The sequence below is a fragment of the Rhodococcus sp. T2V genome, assembly GCF_029269925.1.
GTDB classification, from domain to species: domain Bacteria; phylum Actinomycetota; class Actinomycetes; order Mycobacteriales; family Mycobacteriaceae; genus Rhodococcus_F; species Rhodococcus_F koreensis.
In genome coordinates this window covers 109,740-125,821 of record NZ_JARJBD010000018.1, presented here as the reverse complement: position 1 = coordinate 125,821, position 16,082 = coordinate 109,740, and the positions used below count along the sequence as shown (strand labels likewise).

Sequence of the window (16,082 nt, the reverse complement as noted above, 5' to 3'; positions counted from 1 at the left end):
GCAGTACCCCCGCCACTCGACGAGGTGGCAGGGGTAGTACACCGCGGGGTGGAAGGAGGTGTTCTCCTGCGCATCTCGTCACCGGACCCCTGCCGTTTCCGGCCCGTCTGACGGGGCACTCGGCAACGGGCGCATTCCCCGAGAAACGGCCTCCCCGCCGGGTCGGTCCGGGGACCGAAACATGGAGGCACGGATGAGTATGCGGGTGTGTGACACCATCGACCACGACGAGATCCGCCGGTGGATCCAACTGCACCGCGGTGCGCCCGCCCGGGTGCCGGATACCGGGGCGGTCTGCTCGGCGGAGGTGCTGCTCGTCGACTTCCTCGGGGCCCGGTCAGGGCACTATTTCGAGCACATTTCGTGGGCGGAATGGTTCGCCTGGTTCGACGATCACCGACTGTGTTTCCGCTGCCCGGCCGATCCGGAGAATCTGTCATTTCACCTGGTTCCGCGCGGGGCAACCCCGTCGACCGGGACCGTTCATGCGGTCAACCTGGGTCCCTGACCCGCGCGGAAGGTGTAGGTCCGCGATCTTGTCGGTTGTACGCCGTGCTGACCTGCATCATGCACAGTTCTGTCGCCAAGGGCTTCTCACTACATTGTCAGAATTGTCGAACGGTGCAAGGCATCCAGGTCGCTGAACTGGGGGTAACGCCGTAGCTGACGACCTACTCGCCCCGGTGTGGGGAGGAGGGGGTGAACGTTACCCTCTCGACCGTGTTAGGCGTCGACGAACTCCTTCGGCTGGGTGGCCTGGCGCAGCCGCTTTCTGAGCACCACAGCTCGTGTGGTGTAGATGATGGCCACTGCTGTCAGGATGGTGGTGGGGAGCAGCAGTGCGACCATCAGGCCGATCTTCAACAGGAGCGCGCCGCTGACGGCGCCGAGGAACATGGACAGGACGGCAGCCGTCCGCCGTCCGGTGGCGATTCGCGATGCGCCGCCACGGAATCGCCCGGCCTCGCCGAACAGTAGTGACAGGGTGGAGGTGATCACCACGGTGGAGATGTCGGGGACGCCGACCCTGCGGGCGGCGAGGGCTTGGAAGCCCATGAGCAATCCGATGGTGAAGGTCGCGGTGTGCAGGAGCGTTCCGGTCATGGGCAACCACAGCAGCACTGTGGTGATGGTCAGCAGGCCGACGGCGCAGACCGCGAAGACCGGTGCCACCACTGGATCGGGAGTGCTGTCTTTCGGATATCGCCGGGCGGTAAGCCCCAGTAGCCAGGAGCCAGTGATGAAGCCACCGAGTGCCATCGCCGGGCCGATGAACGGGTGCACGCCTTCTCCGGCGATCGACAGTGCGATGAGGATGACGTTGCCGGTCATGTTGGCTCCGAAGACGCCGTCCATCCCGAGGTAGGTGGCGGCGTCGAGGGCGCCGGTGCCGAAGGAGACCGCGGTCATGGTCCACAGTGCCAGGTTCGGGCGCCGCATCACGCCGGTTCCTGTTCTGCCCGTGCCAGGCCGTCCGAGCGGGGATCGGACCCGACCAGGAACGAGTCGTCCGCCGGGTCACGTCGCACCACCTGCAGATGTCCCACAGAATCATCGAGTGGCTCGAGCATTTTCAGGTGGAAGCCGGCCTCGCTGAGATCGAACACCGCGGGAGCGGGGACGCCGTGTTCCATCGAGATCGTCGACGCCTCGTCGGGCGCGGCCGCCCCGGCCTCCATCTGCCCGACGATCCAGCGGGGACGGGCGGTGGCCGCTTCCGGTGTCATACCGAGCGCCAGGTTGAGCGCGAGGTGGGTGTGGACCTGCGGCTGGGCGCGGCCACCCATCGTGCCGTGCGCCCCGACCAGGTTGCCGTCGTGTCGTACGAGTACCGGCATCAGGGTGTGCGGTGGTCGGCGGCCCGGGCCGAGCTGGTTCGCGGACGCGGGTTCGAGGCTGAACGATGCCCCCCGATTGTGCAGCAGGATCCCTGTTTCCGGATCCAGGACACAGGAGCCGAAGGCGTGGAAAGCGCTCTGGATCAACGAGACCCAGTTTCCTTCGGGGTCGGCGGTGACGATGGCGACGGTGTCACCGGAACGGCGCGCGTAGGTCCGGGACTGCGCGGCCGCCGCGGGTGCGCGTTCACCGAGCCCGAACTCGGCCAGCGCCTCGATGGCGTCGTCGCCGAGCAGCTCGGCGACCGGGACCGCCGCATCGTCAGGGTCACCGAGAAGGCGGTCACGGTCGGCGGCGGTCCGGGTGAGGATCCGGGCCACGATCGAGGCGTCCTGCCCGACGGGGTCGGGGATGCGGCCGAGCCGGCGGGCGACGATGTCGAGGGCCGAGAGGCCCTGGAGGAAGAAGGTGCCCTGGCTGTTGCCCCCCGAGCTCAGGTACTCGGCGCCGGCGAAGGTCGTGGAGCACGGGTTCTCGACGGAGGGTAAATGCTCTCCCAGGTCGTCGGTCGTCAGATCGCTACCGAGTCTGCGCAGGGTGCCGATGACGCTGGCGCCGACGGGGCCCCGATAGAACTCCGTGGTGCCCCGTTCGGCGATCGCAGTGAGGGTCTCGGCCAGCCGCGGCAGATGCATGGTCTGTCCCTCGCCCAGCAGGGTGCCGTCGGGGAAGAAGACGTGGCGGGCGCCGTCGTCCTGGGCGAGGAGTGCTTGTTCGCGGACCAGGTCGCGGTGCACCCCGGGGGCAACGGCGACTCCTGCCGCCGCGGCGGCGGCGGCGGGGCGGATGGCGTCGCCGAGACTGCGGCGGCCCCACCGGTCGGCGAGGGATTCCCAGGCGCTGAGCACTCCGGGAACGGTGACGCTCTTGGCTCCGGAGACGGGGACGAATCCGTCCGGGCCGACATAGTCCGCCGGATCCAGCGACATCGCAGACCGGCCGGATCCGTTGACGACCTCGACATGACCGTCCGGTGTGCCGACCATCGCGATGGCATCGCCGCCGATGCTGCACTGGTTGGGGTAGACGACGGTGAGCATGGCGGCGGCGGCGAGCGCCGCGTCGATCGCGTTGCCGCCGTCGGCGAAAGCCTGGTGTGCCGCGGCGGTGGCGTCCCTGTGTGGGGTCGCGACCGCACCGGCGGCGAGAGGGTCAGACATCGAGGTTTTTCTCTTTCTGCTATGGGATGTCGGCGGTCCATCGGCCGACGCCGATGTTGTCGACGATCTCCTGGATGTGTCCGGTCATCGCCGCGCCCGCACCGGCGGGGTCGTGTGCGCGGATGGCCTCGTAGATCCGCCGGTGAGCGGCCACGGAACGTTCAATGCGGGTGGTGGTCTGCAGTGCCGACTGCCGCGACGGTGCCATCCACTCGTTGGTGATGTCCATCAGTCGCGACAGCATCGGGTTGTGGGTGAGTTGGGCGATGACGACATGGAATTCCACGTCCAGCCGGATCAGCAGCTCGACAGACGGTTCAGGTTGCCGCAGTTCGCGTTCGGCAAGCTCGACCGGGCGGAGCAGGGTGACCAGTTCGCCCTCGAGGGCGCGTCCTGCGGCTCGAGCTGCGATGGGTGGTTCGATCACGGCCCGAAGGTCCATCACCTCGCGGAGCGCCCGGTGCGAGGAGTCCATGACACCGAGCATCCCGGCGTGCAGTTCCGGTCGGGTTTGCGCCTCGACGATGGTTCCCCGGCCCGGTTTGCGGCTGATCAACCCCCGCAACTCGAGATCCCGGAGGGCTTCGCGCACCGAGGTCCGGGAGATCCCCACGCTCTCGGCGAGTTCCCGCTCGTTCGGCAGCTTCGCGCCGGGTTCGAGCTCCCCGTCGGTGATCATGCGAATCAACCGCTCGCTCAACCGCTCCGACAGTGAGCCGCTCGGCATCGCGAGGTTCTCCCAGGACGTCACGTCAGCCTCCCGCTAGTGTGATGGTCCGACCAAGCTACCAATAAGGGGACGCTCCGCTGCGCTGGGTCAGTCGTCGATCTCGACGGTCACCCAGTTCTCGAAGCTGCTGCCACCGGCCAGGCTCATCACCCCGATGGTGGCACGCCCACCCAGGCCGGCCTCGGGGCCGAAGACCTCCACGAACAGATCCGTCGCACCGGACGACACCTTGTGCACCTCGGTGAAGTCCGGGGTGGAGGTCACGAAACACAACGAGCGGATGATGCCCTTGACTCGGTCGAGTGAGCCGAGCGCAAATCGGATGCCGCCCAGGCAGTTCAGGGCGGTCAGGCGCGCGGCCTGGTAGCCCTCGGCCACGGTGAGGTTGTCACCCAGCCGGCCCGGGTAGCGCACGGTGCCGTCGGTGGTGTCCGGGGTGTGCCCGCTCAGATACAACACGTTGCCGACGATGTGGTGCGGCTTCATGCTCCCGTACGTGTCGGCGCCGTAGTAGCCGCCGGTGCCATAGTCCGGAATCTCCAAACCGAGCTCACGGGCCCGGGCCTCGTAATTCTTCGTCATCGTGCTCATTGTTCGACTTTCCGTGGGAAGGTGCCGCGCCGACGGCATTAGTATGATGGTCCAACCAAGTTGCGAAAAGCGTCCCATGTCACATCCCCGGCCGTCAACCCGGCACTGCGGCATTCGGCGACTTCGCAGGTCATCGCGATATACTCGCGACCGGAACTGCCGGACAGCACCGCGACGGCACGAGTCGGAGCGCAGCGAGAGGCCGACTCCGACGGTTCGACCCGCCACGTCGGGCGCTTCCCGCGGCGCGGATCGGGACGAGGAGCAGACCCTTGACTGCGATCGGCGACCGTGCTTAACCTTCACCCCACAGGAATCGAGACGCCGATCCGATTCCGTTCAACCAAGCCTCCCCACCCCCTCATCCGGCCGGGTCGATGCGCTTCCCTGCGCGTTCGGCCGGGCTCGGTTCCGCTTGGAAGGACCCCCCATGCTGGCTGTCGGCCGCAATCTGGCGCCCCTGGAAGTCAGTTTCACCGATGATCCGCAGGTCGTGAAGGACGCCGCGACCGAGGACTACACCACCCACGTCGTTCCCCACTCCTGGCGCAGCAGCAAGAAATCGCTGTCGATGTCCTGGTACTCACTGGTCAGCGGCATGTTCTACCTGGTCACCGCCGCCACCCTCGCCGCCGTTGTCGGCACCACGAACACCCTGATCGGCATCGTGCTCGCCTGCGCGGTCTTCGGCCTGTTCGGGTCGATCATTTCCCGCTACGCCACCCGGACCGGGCTCACCGTCGCCCTGATCTCCCAACGGCTCTTCGGGGCATCCGGCTCCATCGTCGCGCCCCTGATCCTGGCCGCCACATCCATCTACTACGCGGTCTTCGAAAGCTCGATGATCGCCCACGCATTCCACGCCTACCTCGGGTTCCTCGACATCCGAATCTGGTACGCCATCGCCGTTGCGATGAACCTGCCCCTGGTGATGGGCAGCATCCGCCGCTGGATGGACAAATACAACGCCGCCCTCCTGCCGATCTACTGGGCCGGGCTGATCCTCGTCGTCGTCCTCATCGCCCGCGGCAACGACACCACCGGCTGGCTCGCCCACGCCCCGAACACCTCACTCGACCTGGCCGCACCGGGCTGGCTCTACGCGTTCTTCGTCTACCTCGGCGTCCTCGTGCTGATGATGTTCACGATGGACTTCGCCCGGTTCGGCAAACCCCAGGACACTCGCGCCAACGGGATCGTCATCTTCGGGCCGATGTTCTACCTGTTCGTCTACCTCGCCAACGGGCTGATCGGCATCTTCATCGCCTACGCCGCCGGCCTGTCCGGCGAGGTGTCCTCCACCGCCATCGTCGACACCATGGTCGCCCTGCTCGGCGGCTGGGGCCTGCTCCTGGTCTGGGTCACCCAGGCCCGCATCAACACCGCCAACTTCTACGAGGCCTCCACCAACTTCGAGGCCCTGTGGACCCGGCTGTTCCGCACCCGCCTGCCCCGCGTTGCCGCCGTCCTGATCTGCGGCGCCATCACCTACCTGTTCATGCTCACCGACGTGCTCAGCTACCTGCTGGTCGCGCTCGCCTGGCAGGGCGCCTTCATCGCCGCCTGGGTCGCCATCCTGCTCGTCCACATCGCACTCAACCGCCACGGCGACCGCCACGACATGCCCGAATTCCGTCCCGGCCGGCTCGCCAACTTCGGTGCCGGAGCCTGGATCTGGTTCGCCAGCGCCATCGTCGGGATCGCCCTGTACCAGTACGGCGGCAGTATCGGTGCCACCTGGTCGACACCGATCACGTTCATCCTCGCCGGCGCCGCCTACGCGGCAGCCTTCAGCCTGCAGACACGCAGCGTCCTGCTCCGTCGAGCGGATGACCCCCGCGACGAGGTCACCGACGTCTGGGAAGCCCGGATCAAGTGCCACGCCTGCGGTCACAGCTACATCGCGATCGAAATGGACCGCGACCCGAGTGTGCCCGGGTCCCCGGCGATCTGCACTGCCTGCGCCGGTCTGAGCCGCACCTACCGCAAGGCCTGCCTCGTCGAACACACCACCACCCCGAGCGCCGCTCCGACCGCACCGTAACCACCCGAACCGCGGGCGCGGCACGGCGAATACCCATCATCACTCGCCGTGCCGCACCGGTTCCCAGTAATCGAAACTGTGGTGACTCACGCTGGCAATCGAGCGCTAGCGTCCTGAGTCGTTAATTGTTTTATTGATTCGGGTGCAGTAGCGGGCGAGGCTGGCGAGGATTTCGTCCGCAGTCTTGGTCCATACGAAGGGACGGCGTGAGTCCGTCATTTGGGATAATCAGCTGACAATCCCGCTCGTGGTCCAGAACCTAGTAGTACTTTGTTAGCTCGGCGTGTCGGCTCGAGTTTTCGTGGTTTTCTCGAGAGCATGCGGGCATGGATACAGCCGCTCTCGCCCGGGTCGGGGAACAGTTGGATACGTTTGTCGGTGAGGTGTTCTCGTCGCTGGCACGGAAGGATCAACGGGAGAAGGCGGGGCTGTATGCGCGGGGGTTGATGCTCGACGGCCGGCGGAAGTCGATGCAGCCGATGGCGCAGCGGTTGCAGGTCGACCATCAACAGTTGCAGCAGTTCGTGACGACCTCGCCGTGGGACGTGGTTCCGGTACGGAAAACCCTCTCCCGCAAAGCGTGCGATCTGATCGCCCCGGATGCGTGGGTCATCGACGACACCGGGTTCGTCAAGGACGGCGACCGCTCGCCGGGTGTGGCCCGGCAGTACTCGGGCACCCTCGGCAAGGTCGGCAACTGCCAGATCGCGGTCAGCGTGCACGCGGCCACCGATGCCGCGTCGGCCCCGTTGGACTGGCGACTGTTCCTGCCGCAGAGCTGGGACGATCGGTCCACCACCGATCCCGATGCGGTCGCGGAGATCGCCGCCCGCAGGAAGCGGTCCGCGATCCCCGACGCGGAGCAGCACCGCACCAAGTGGGAGATGGCGATCGAGATGATCGACGAGCTGATCGAGTGGGGCCGGATTCCGCCGACCACGGTGGCGGACGCCGGCTACGGCGACGCCACCGCCTTCCGGCTCTCGCTGACCGAGCGGGGCATCGACTACGTCGTCGCCGTCAAGGGGTCCACCAGCGCCTTTCCCGGCGACGCGGTCCCCGAGACACCTCCCTACAGCGGGCGCGGACGGCAACCGGCCCCGCGCTACCCGGGACCGGCCGCCAGCTGCAAGGACCTGGTCCTGGCCGCCGGACGGAAGGCCCTGCGGACGGTGACCTGGCGCCGCGGCGGCAAGGCCGACCCGACCAATCCGACCGCGGCGATGCGCTCGCGGTTCGCCGCACTGCGCCTCCGCCCGGCGAACCGCGACATTCCCCGCGCCGACGACGGCACCCTGCCCGAGCTCTGGTTGCTCGCCGAGTGGCCCGCCGGCGCCGACGAACCGACCGACTACTGGCTCTCCACCCTGCCCGCCGACACCCCACTGAAAGAACTCGTGCGCCTGGCGAAACTCCGCTGGCGCGTCGAGCACGATTACCGGGAGCTGAAAACCGGTCTCGGACTGGATCATTTCGAGGGTCGTTCCTGGCTGGGCTGGCATCACCATGCCACCCTGGTCACCGCCGCTCACCTATTCCTCACCACCCTCCGACTCACCGACCCAAAAGCAGCTGGGCAGGACTGAGCCTCTACGCCGTTCTCCGCGAACTCCAACGCGCACTTGCCCGTTGGATCGGTACCTGCCCACTCTGTGACCACACCTTCCCAACCTAACAAAGTACTACTAGCAGCCGCACATCATTCGCGATTTTGGTCAGTGCCACCGCCGCGACCTTCAGGGCACCGTGTGTAGCTACCAGGCAATCGTGAGCCCCCATTGCTTCGAACTTGCTCTCTAACGGCTCAAAGCCAATTCCGGTAAGGTCCGAAAGCTCACTGCAGAACGTCGAATCGAAGCCGTTCGCCGCGTTGATCCCGGTTCCCACCGCGGTGCCCCCTTGGGGGAGGTACCGCAGACGATCGAACTCTCGGTGTATCCCAGCGGCGGCTGCGCCCACCTGTCGAGAAAAAGCATCGAAAGCTTGACCCAGGGGACTTCGAGTTCCGAGCTCGCTGCCAAGTAACTCGTTCGCTCGATTTGCGATAACTTCGTTGGCATTCATGTTCGTCTGCGTGCCAGAGCCTGTCTGCCACACCGTCAACGGGAAGTGCTGGTCGAAAAGCCCTTTCCGAACTTCCTCCGCCGCCCGTTCGATCGCGTTGGCAAGTTCGGGTTTCAAGCACTCCCGCCGCAACGTTTGCCCTCGCGGCGGCGATCTTTTGCAGCCCAAAGGTGTGGATCAGTGCCGCTGGAGCGTTCTGCGGGAGATCCGGCTGATCGGGGGTGTCGGGTGCTGCTGTGGGTACACCACCTTCGCCGCCATGGGAGTCGAGACCGTGCGCGATCGAGCACCGGACGTACATCTGCCGGTGCGACGGACTCGCGGGCGCGACCGAGGCGGTGTGCCGTCTAGTAGTGGGGTTCGACCGGCATCCCGCCAGTCATCAGGCGCTGTCCTTTGCCCTGAGGCTCATGGTGCCGCTCCACGCGTATCTGCATGTCGCCCCCCGTCGTCGACCTCGACGATTTTCCGGTCGAACCGGACGGGACGATTGGGAACGGCGCATCGTCGAGACGGTCGCGCGGGAACGCACCGAGGCGTGCTCCATGCTTGCAGCGCTGCCCGGGAATTGGAGCTACTACTGCCATGAGGGCAACCCGGCGCAGCTGTTGGCGACGATCGCAGACACGAACGATGCCCTGATGATCATCATCGGCAGCTCACGGGGAGGGCTGGTATCGGTCCTCGAGCGGGCGGTGGGGGAGTCGGTGTCCTCGCACCTGATCCATCACGGCCGCGGTCCCGTTGTGCTGGTCCCCGAACACATCGGCACCGCGCCACCGGCGGCCGGGCGCTGAGTGAGACGCCACAGCGAGGTCCGGTCACTCGCACTGCGACTCGGACGCCGCGAGTCCGTCCCGTGTGGCCGGGATGGGGTCATCCGTGGGCGAGGCGGCGTACGGCGCCGCGGAGAGTGTGTTCGATCTGGGGCAGGTCGACGTCCTCGGGGGCGGTGGCGGTGTTCTGGGTGGGGTTCCACCTGATTCGGCGGTCGATCCCGGTGGCCGCGGCAGCGAGGTCGGTGCTCCATTCGCTCAGGGTCGGTTCGGGGTTGTCGACGCCTTCCCACTCGAGAATCCAGAGTGAGAGTGAGTGCCACTGCAGGTCGGTGGCGTGGATGGTTCGGGTTGTCATCGGGTCCTTTTCTGTTGGGTGGGTGGCGGGTTTCCGTGGTCGGCGGTCTCGGCATGAACGGGTGGTGCCGGCGTCGCCGCACGTGCGGCGCGCCAAAAGGGCAGCGGGTTGGGCACGGGACGGCGCGGGAGATGATGGATCGCGCTCGGCCCGGGCATCACGGGTGCGGATTTACTCGCGGTCCGGCGCGCCCACTGATCGGCGGCTCACCTGTTCGGTGATCTGGTCCGGTTCCACCAGCTCGAAGTAGCGCGGGTCGGGATTGGTTCGCGCCGTGACGATGTCGCCGTAGCTGACCATGCGGGTCGCGTCGCCGAGGTGGATTCTCTCGTGGGTGCTGACGTATCGGAAATGTGGCATGACGATCCTTCCTCGCGGGCGTGGCCGGTGACCGGGCGCACTGCCGGATGCGCGGGGTGCGCCACCACCAGATGCGCGCCGGCCCAGTTTGAGTGGTGTCGCCGAACTCCGGTTCCCCGGTTCCCTCGATCCGGGAGGCGCGCACGACCCCGATCGATCCCAGTTCACCGTCACTTCCAGTTTTTCTACTTACGAAGATTAGCAATTAATCGGTCGGTCGTGAACGGGTGCCACCCCACGATCTCGGGTGGCCGGGTCAGGGGGCGGATCGGTAGCGGGATTCGTAGGAGGCCTGTTCCTGGTCGAGTCGTCGTTGTTTGGTGGTGTTGAGGAGGCGGGGGTCGAGGCCGTGGCTGACCAGGCGGTGGCGGAGGTAGATGTTCTTCAGGGCGAGCAGGAAGTATACGAACGGCAGGAACAGCAGCAGCACCATCCCGGTGCGGATGATCAAGGGGCCGGGGATGAGCAGGAGCCCGGTGAGGATCGGGATCAGCGGGATCAGGCAGCGGGTGGCGTAGCGGCGGGTGGCGCCGGGGCCGGTGGCGTCTTCGATGACCCAGGGGTGCAACTCGGTGGGCAGTGTTCTGCCCAGGACGTAGCCGAGGCGTTGCCGCGCAGTGGGTTCGGGTGTGGGGGTCGTGTTGTCGGCGGGGTTTTCGGTCATGGTCGGTCCTCGTTCGTGGTGGGGGTGTAGCGGTGTTCGGGTAGGACGAGCATGCGGGCGTAGGCGATGGCGCGCGGGGTGGTGTCGAAGAGGTGGCGGTCTTCGCTGTCGGTGGTGGTGAACACCCCGAGTGCCTTCAGAGGGCGGAGGTGTTCGGGTTTGGCTCCGGAGATCAGGACGGTGATGTGCCGGTGCTCGAGTTTGGTGATGACGTCCTTGAGGACGATCGCGCCAGTCGCGTCGATGGCGGTGATCCGCGACATCCGTAGGATCACCACCTTCACGTCCGAGACGTCGGCGAGTTCGAGCAGGAACCGGTGGGCGGCGGCGAAGAACAGGGCGCCGTCGATCCGGTACGCGACGATGTGCTCGCGGAGCAGGTCGTGTTCCTCAGCGAGGTGGTCGTCGGTTTCGAGCGGGACCTGTTCGAGGCGGGCGGATTTCGCGACCGCGCGGAGCGCGAGGACGGCGGCGAACCCGACCCCGACGGCGACCGCGGTGACCAGGTCGAAGACGACGGTGACCAGGAAGGTGGCGACCATCACGACCGCATCGGCGCGGGTGGCGCGGGTGATCGCCAGGATCGAGGCGGTCTCGACCATCCGCACCGTGGTCGCCAGCAGCACCCCGGCCAGGGCGGCGAGCGGGATCTGCGCGACGAGCCCGGCCGCCGAATACACGATCGCCGCGAGGAGGAGTGCGTGGGTGAGGGCGGCGAGCCGGGTGCGGGCACCGGAGCGCACGTTGACCGCGGTGCGGGCGATCGCCCCGGTGGCCGGCACCCCACCGAATAGCGGTGCGGCGATGTTCGCCAGCCCCTGCCCGAACAGTTCCCGGTCCGGGTTGTGGCGGGTTCCCACGGCCATCGAGTCGGCGGCGGTCGCCGACAGCAGCGACTCGAGCGCCGCCAGCGCGGCGACCGCGAGGGCGGGGGCGATCAGCGAGGTCAGCTCGCCGAGGTGCAGGAAACTCAGGGTGGGTGCGGCGAACCCGGCCGGAATGGCGCCGATCCGGGCGATGTCGAGGTGAAAGAGTTGCGTGATCAGGGTGGCGGCCGCGACCGCGATCAGGGAGAACGGGACGCGGGGGAGGTAGCGGCCACCGAGCAGGATCGCGACGGTCACCGCCAGTGCGGTCGCCGGGGTCAGCAGGGTGGGAGCCTGCACGAACTGGCGGACGGCGTCGGCGGCGCTCTGCCACACCTTCTCCCCGGCGGCGCCGGTGATGCCCAGCGCGGCGGGAAACTGCTGCAACGCGATCACGACGGCGATCCCGGCGGTGAATCCCTCGATCACCGGGGCCGGCATGTACCGCACGGCCCGGCCCACCCCGGCGAACGCGAGGACGACCAGCAACAGTCCGGCGATCAGCCCGACCGCGAGCACCCCGGTCGGCCCGTACTGGGCGACGATCGGCACCAGCACCACGGTCATCGCACCGGTCGGGCCCGACACCTGGGAGCGGGACCCGCCGAACACGGCCGCCACCGCCCCGGCGATGACGGCGGTGGTCAGCCCGGCGGCGGCGCCGAGACCGGAACTGATCCCGAACCCCAACGCCAGCGGCAACGCCACCAGCGCAACGATCAACCCGGCCAGCAGGTCCGCGCCCGGGGCACCGGCCGCGGGTTTCCACTCACCCCAGCGCGGCAGCAGCGCGGCCACCGACCGCGCCGCCCGCACGAGGGTGCTCTCGGCCGCGTCGGCCGGGCCGGTGGGGGTGGGTTCGGTCATCGACGTTCCTCGGTAGTGACGGCCAGCAGGCCATCTCCTCTATAATTGCTAATATTAGCAAGTAGCCATCACGGAAGGTGGAGTGAGACGGGTAACCCCGATCACCGCCCTGCAGGGGGCGGACACTGCACCGACCGCGGGCGGTGGTGCCGGGTGGCGGGGCTGGCGACGACCGCTGCCGGGATGTGGGCACCGGGCGCCCCCGGCGCGTTGCGCGTCGCGGGTCAGAACCGCGGTCGTGACCAGCGCGAATCCTTCTCGGGGGAGGTAGCGTAGGCGCCCCTGCGGTGGAGGGCGTCGCCGAGTTCGAGCTCGGCCAGGCGGAGCTTGAGGGCTCCGAGTTCTTGGCGCAGGATGTCGGGCAGCGTGTTGCCGCCGATCCTCGCGTACCACTCGTCGATCAACCGGGTCTCGGCCACCCATTCGGTCGTGTCGACCCTCAGGGCGGCGGCGATCTTGGTGTGATCGAACTTCAGGCCCGTCAGGTCGAGGGCGTCCGGGGTGGGCACCAGGCCGATCGGGGTGTCGTCGGCGTCGGCGGTGCCCTCGATCCGCCGCAGCGCCCACTCGAGGATCCGGGAGTTCTCGCCGAAGCCCGGCCAGAGGAATTCGTCGTCATCGCCGCGGCGGAACCAGTTGACGTAGAAGATCTTCGGCAACAGCTCCGGGCTGGTCTTCTCGCCGATGTCGAGCCAGTGCTGGAAGTAGTCCCCGACGTGGTAGCCGAGGAACGGCAGCATCGCCATCGGGTCGCGGCGCACCACACCGAGCTGCCCAGCCGCGGCGGCGGTGGTTTCCGAGGACAGAGTGGCGGCCAGGAACACCCCGTGCCGCCAACTCAATGATTCGGTGACCAGTGGGATGGTGGTGGCGCGGCGGCCGCCGAAGAGGATCGCCGAGATCGGCACCCCGGCCGGATCGTCCCATTCGGGGGCGACGGTCGGGCACTGGGAGATCGGGGTGCAGTACCGCGAGTTCGGGTGCGCGGCAGGCTCTCCGGAGGTCGGGGTCCAGTCCCGTCGTTTCCAGTCCGTCAGGTGCGCCGGCGGCGTGTCCGTCAGCCCTTCCCACCAGATGTCGCCGTCGTCGGTGAGGGCGACGTTGGTGAAGATCGAGTTACCCCGCTCGATGGTGGCCATGGCGTGCGGGTTGGTGTGGACGCCGGTGCCGGGGGCGACACCGAAGAACCCGGCCTCCGGGTTGACCGCGTAGAGCCGCCCGTCGTCACCGAACCGGAGCCAGGCGATGTCGTCGCCGATGGTTTCGGCGGTCCACCCGTCGAGGGTGGGTTCGAGCATCGCGAGGTTGGTCTTGCCGCAGGCGGAGGGGAACGCCGCCGCGACATAGCGCACCGTGTGTTGAGGGGAGGTGAGTTTGAGGATGAGCATGTGCTCGGCGAGCCAGCCCTCGTCCCTGCCCATCTTCGACGCGATCCGCAGCGCGTAGCACTTCTTGCCGAGCAGCGCGTTGCCGCCGTAGCCGGAGCCGTAGCTCCAGATGGTGCGCTCCTCGGGGAAGTGGGAGATGTATTTGGTGTGGTCGCACGGCCACGGCACGTCCACCTGACCCGGGTACAGGGGGGCGCCGACCGAGTGCAGGCAGCGGACGAAGTCGGTGCCCGCGGTGAGCCTGTCCCAGACCGGGGTGCCGGAGCGGGTCATGATCTGCATCGAGACCGCCACGTACTCCGAGTCGGTGATCTGGACCCCGAACTTCGGCTCGGCGGCATCGAGGGGGCCCATGCAGAACGCGATGACGTACATCGTGCGGCCGGCCATCGCGCCGCGGTAGTGCTCGGTCATCACCGTCTTCATGTCGACCGGGTCCATCCAGTTGTTCGTCGGACCCGCGTCGGCCTGGAACCGGGAGCAGAGGAAGGTGCGGTCCTCGACCCGGGCAACGTCCTCGGGGTCGGAGGCGCACCAGAAGGAGTTCGGTTTGCGCTCCAGTCGCACGAAGGTGCCCTTGTCCACCAAGTGGGTGGTCAGCCGGTCCCACTCGCCGGCGCTGCCGTCGCACCACACCACCGCGTCCGGTGCGGTGAGGTCGGCGACCTCGCCCACCCAGGACACGACGGCGGGATGCGCGGTCGGGGCAGTGCCGGCGCCGGCGGGGCCGGAGGCGGTGGGGGTGCTCACGGGTGTTCTCCTTCAAAACTATTCGACAGAATGTGCTGCGTGCGGCGCGGTGCGGTCGATCAGCGCTGTGGATCGCGATACGGGACGGGATGGCCGAGGGCCCGGCTCACGTGGCGGGCGATGGCGGAGACCAGCCGCCGGTCATCGAGGGACGGCAGCATCTGGTCGGCGGGGGTGATCAGTGCCAGCGCACGCACGCACGCGGCCACCACCTCGACCGTCACGGTCCGCACGCCGTGTCCACACAGCGCGGCGAGCAGCCCGGGCAGCACCAGCGCGCCATAGACGAAGCCGTCGGCGGGGACCGCCACCGTGCGACCGACTGCGGCACCGTCGGGGGCGCAGCCGGCGAGATCGACCAGGACATCGTTGTGCTCCATCAACCGGCGCAGCGGGAACGCCTCGGCATCACGCTCGTGCCAGCTGCTCAGATCCCCGACCCCGGAGGCGATCAACACCGGCGCCAGCAACGGCGCCCACGACGCGCCGGTGATCACGACCCGGCCGGCGCGTGGCGGGACGCCGCGGCGACGCAGGGTGGTGATCGTCGCGGCCGCCACCGCCGCCGTCAGCACGTCGAGTTCGGTGAGGACCACGGGCCCGCCGCGCTCGGTCACCGCACGCGCCACCGCCGCGGACTCCCGGTGCCCCAACCCGACCACCAACACCGCCGACACCCTCGCCGGCAACCCCAGGATGCGCTCGGTCAGCACGTGCGGATCTGGAGTGGTCACCGGAACGCAGAGCGGGCGAATCGGTGTCCGCTCCCGGATGAGAGCCGCATAGTCCTCCATCGCGACCCAGGGCGACCGGGTCCGCGCCGACCCGGCCGTGCGCGAGCCGGTGGTCGACACCGCAACGACGGCAACGCTGATTCCCGTCAAGACCGGGCCGCCGCCGTCGGGCGGTCCGCTGGCGCCACCGTCGTGATTGTTCGTCACCGTTGACTTCTCTCCCTTTTCCCGATCGAGAGCGACATCTCCCGTACCACCCGATCACACGATGTACGCACTTAAGAAAATTCGCAACCAATCCATGCAGTGAGGGAGTCCTGCCTTGGTGGGCCCCCGTCAGCCCCCGGTCTCACCCACCAAGGCAGGAGGTTCGGAGACGTCCTCGAGTACCTCGGCCTGCCCGGCGACCACCCCGGTCAAGATCCCCCGCGCGACGCGCAGCAGCTCGGCGATGCGGGGGGAGGTCAGCGCGTAGGACACCGATAGGCCCTCGCGGCGGGCGGTGACCAGGCCGGCCCGGCGCAGGATCGACAGCTGCTGGGACAGGTTCGCCGGCTCGATGCCCACCTCGGGCAGCATCTCGGACACGGCGTGTTCGCGTTCGCTGAGCAGCTCGAGGACCCGGATACGCGCCGGGTGCCCCAACGTTTTGAAGAAGTCCGCCTTCATCTGATAAAGCGGTTGGCGCGAGTTCGCGGTCATGGCTCCTCCTGTCGTACCGGTCGAGCCAGCGGCGGCGAGGTGCGTGTCGCGCCCGCCGCGGCACCGGGTCTGCCGTCTCGCCTGCAACCTAAATAACTCCGGCAGGTTGCGTTACTTGCGAATTTTAGC

General features: G+C 67.8%; 16 protein-coding genes. 4 read left to right on the top strand and 12 right to left on the bottom strand.

The annotated features are described in order from the left end of the window. Positions 1-193: 193 nt before the first annotated feature. Entirely contained in the window at positions 194-508 is a 315-nt protein-coding gene (locus P3H15_RS17560) for a hypothetical protein (RefSeq protein ID WP_276138417.1), read from the top strand. A 215-nt stretch (positions 509-723) separates the two neighbouring features. Here P3H15_RS17560 and P3H15_RS17555 read toward each other — a convergent pair whose 3' ends face one another. The 4 genes from P3H15_RS17555 to P3H15_RS17540 all read right to left on the bottom strand — a co-directional run bounded on the left by P3H15_RS17555 (position 724) and on the right by P3H15_RS17540 (position 4,371). Beyond that, positions 724-1,440 (bottom strand): YoaK family protein, encoded by a 717-nt coding sequence (locus P3H15_RS17555; RefSeq protein WP_276138416.1) that lies wholly within the window; start codon positions 1,438-1,440, stop codon positions 724-726. Then, complete coding sequence (locus tag P3H15_RS17550; protein ID WP_276138415.1) at positions 1,440-3,059, bottom strand: gamma-glutamyltransferase family protein; 1,620 nt, start codon at positions 3,057-3,059, stop codon at positions 1,440-1,442. The genes P3H15_RS17555 and P3H15_RS17550 overlap by 1 nt, the downstream gene beginning before the upstream one ends. Before the next feature lie 19 nt (positions 3,060-3,078). Beyond that, positions 3,079-3,810, bottom strand: coding sequence for a FadR/GntR family transcriptional regulator (locus P3H15_RS17545; protein WP_276138414.1), 732 nt, complete (start codon positions 3,808-3,810; stop codon positions 3,079-3,081). Between the two features lie 66 nt (positions 3,811-3,876). Further along, entirely contained in the window at positions 3,877-4,371 is a 495-nt protein-coding gene (locus P3H15_RS17540) for a RidA family protein (RefSeq protein ID WP_276138413.1), read from the bottom strand. 439 nt (positions 4,372-4,810) lie between these two features. Between P3H15_RS17540 and P3H15_RS17535 the strand changes: the two genes are divergently transcribed. Both P3H15_RS17535 and P3H15_RS17530 read left to right on the top strand, forming a co-directional pair. After that, the gene (locus P3H15_RS17535) at positions 4,811-6,424 is read left to right on the top strand and encodes a cytosine permease (protein ID WP_276138412.1); all 1,614 of its coding nucleotides are present in this window, start codon (positions 4,811-4,813) and stop codon (positions 6,422-6,424) included. Between the two features lie 326 nt (positions 6,425-6,750). Beyond that, positions 6,751-8,010: an IS701 family transposase gene (locus tag P3H15_RS17530; protein ID WP_011595195.1), complete on the top strand. Its 1,260-nt coding sequence runs from the start codon at positions 6,751-6,753 to the stop codon at positions 8,008-8,010. Between the two features lie 85 nt (positions 8,011-8,095). Here the strand turns inward: P3H15_RS17530 and P3H15_RS17525 are convergent, their stop codons facing one another. Beyond that, complete coding sequence (locus P3H15_RS17525; protein ID WP_276138411.1) at positions 8,096-8,605, bottom strand: lyase family protein; 510 nt, start codon at positions 8,603-8,605, stop codon at positions 8,096-8,098. 104 nt (positions 8,606-8,709) lie between these two features. Here P3H15_RS17525 and P3H15_RS17520 point away from each other — a divergent pair, with 104 nt between their 5' ends. After that, positions 8,710-9,285 carry a universal stress protein gene (locus tag P3H15_RS17520; RefSeq protein WP_346348786.1) on the top strand — a complete coding sequence of 192 codons (576 nt, stop codon included), beginning with the start codon at positions 8,710-8,712 and terminating at the stop codon, positions 9,283-9,285. A gap of 79 nt (positions 9,286-9,364) precedes the next feature. On the opposite strand, the gene P3H15_RS17515 is transcribed toward P3H15_RS17520, so the two are convergent. From P3H15_RS17515 to P3H15_RS17485, 7 genes are all read right to left on the bottom strand, one after another. Then, positions 9,365-9,622: a hypothetical protein gene (locus P3H15_RS17515; RefSeq protein ID WP_276138410.1), complete on the bottom strand. Its 258-nt coding sequence runs from the start codon at positions 9,620-9,622 to the stop codon at positions 9,365-9,367. A gap of 171 nt (positions 9,623-9,793) precedes the next feature. After that, entirely contained in the window at positions 9,794-9,982 is a 189-nt protein-coding gene (locus P3H15_RS17510; RefSeq protein WP_276138409.1) for a hypothetical protein, read from the bottom strand. Positions 9,983-10,238: 256 nt separating this feature from the next. Continuing rightward, the gene (locus tag P3H15_RS17505) at positions 10,239-10,646 is read right to left on the bottom strand and encodes a DUF5313 family protein (RefSeq protein ID WP_276138408.1); all 408 of its coding nucleotides are present in this window, start codon (positions 10,644-10,646) and stop codon (positions 10,239-10,241) included. Then, positions 10,643-12,379, bottom strand: coding sequence for a SulP family inorganic anion transporter (locus P3H15_RS17500; RefSeq protein WP_276138407.1), 1,737 nt, complete (start codon positions 12,377-12,379; stop codon positions 10,643-10,645). The genes P3H15_RS17505 and P3H15_RS17500 overlap by 4 nt, the downstream gene beginning before the upstream one ends. 224 nt (positions 12,380-12,603) lie before the next feature. Then, positions 12,604-14,517, bottom strand: coding sequence for a phosphoenolpyruvate carboxykinase (GTP) (locus P3H15_RS17495; RefSeq protein ID WP_276138406.1), 1,914 nt, complete (start codon positions 14,515-14,517; stop codon positions 12,604-12,606). A gap of 59 nt (positions 14,518-14,576) precedes the next feature. Further along, positions 14,577-15,458, bottom strand: coding sequence for a hypothetical protein (locus P3H15_RS17490; RefSeq protein ID WP_276138405.1), 882 nt, complete (start codon positions 15,456-15,458; stop codon positions 14,577-14,579). A 129-nt stretch (positions 15,459-15,587) separates the two neighbouring features. Next, positions 15,588-15,953, bottom strand: coding sequence for a helix-turn-helix transcriptional regulator (locus tag P3H15_RS17485; protein ID WP_005263702.1), 366 nt, complete (start codon positions 15,951-15,953; stop codon positions 15,588-15,590). Between the last annotated feature and the right edge of the window lie 129 nt (positions 15,954-16,082).

Bases quoted from the DNA above. Each gene is read 5' to 3' on its own strand.
- P3H15_RS17560 (WP_276138417.1), top strand. From the start codon at position 194: ATGAGTATGCGGGTGTGTGACACCATCGACCACGACGAGATCCGCCGG.
- P3H15_RS17555 (WP_276138416.1), bottom strand. From the start codon at position 1,440: ATGCGGCGCCCGAACCTGGCACTGTGGACCATGACCGCGGTCTCCTTC.
- P3H15_RS17550 (WP_276138415.1), bottom strand. From the start codon at position 3,059: ATGTCTGACCCTCTCGCCGCCGGTGCGGTCGCGACCCCACACAGGGAC.
- P3H15_RS17540 (WP_276138413.1), bottom strand. From the start codon at position 4,371: ATGACGAAGAATTACGAGGCCCGGGCCCGTGAGCTCGGTTTGGAGATT.
- P3H15_RS17535 (WP_276138412.1), top strand. From the start codon at position 4,811: ATGCTGGCTGTCGGCCGCAATCTGGCGCCCCTGGAAGTCAGTTTCACC.
- P3H15_RS17530 (WP_011595195.1), top strand. From the start codon at position 6,751: ATGGATACAGCCGCTCTCGCCCGGGTCGGGGAACAGTTGGATACGTTT.
- P3H15_RS17515 (WP_276138410.1), bottom strand. From the start codon at position 9,622: ATGACAACCCGAACCATCCACGCCACCGACCTGCAGTGGCACTCACTC.
- P3H15_RS17510 (WP_276138409.1), bottom strand. From the start codon at position 9,982: ATGCCACATTTCCGATACGTCAGCACCCACGAGAGAATCCACCTCGGC.
- P3H15_RS17505 (WP_276138408.1), bottom strand. From the start codon at position 10,646: ATGACCGAAAACCCCGCCGACAACACGACCCCCACACCCGAACCCACT.
- P3H15_RS17500 (WP_276138407.1), bottom strand. From the start codon at position 12,379: ATGACCGAACCCACCCCCACCGGCCCGGCCGACGCGGCCGAGAGCACC.
- P3H15_RS17485 (WP_005263702.1), bottom strand. From the start codon at position 15,953: ATGACCGCGAACTCGCGCCAACCGCTTTATCAGATGAAGGCGGACTTC.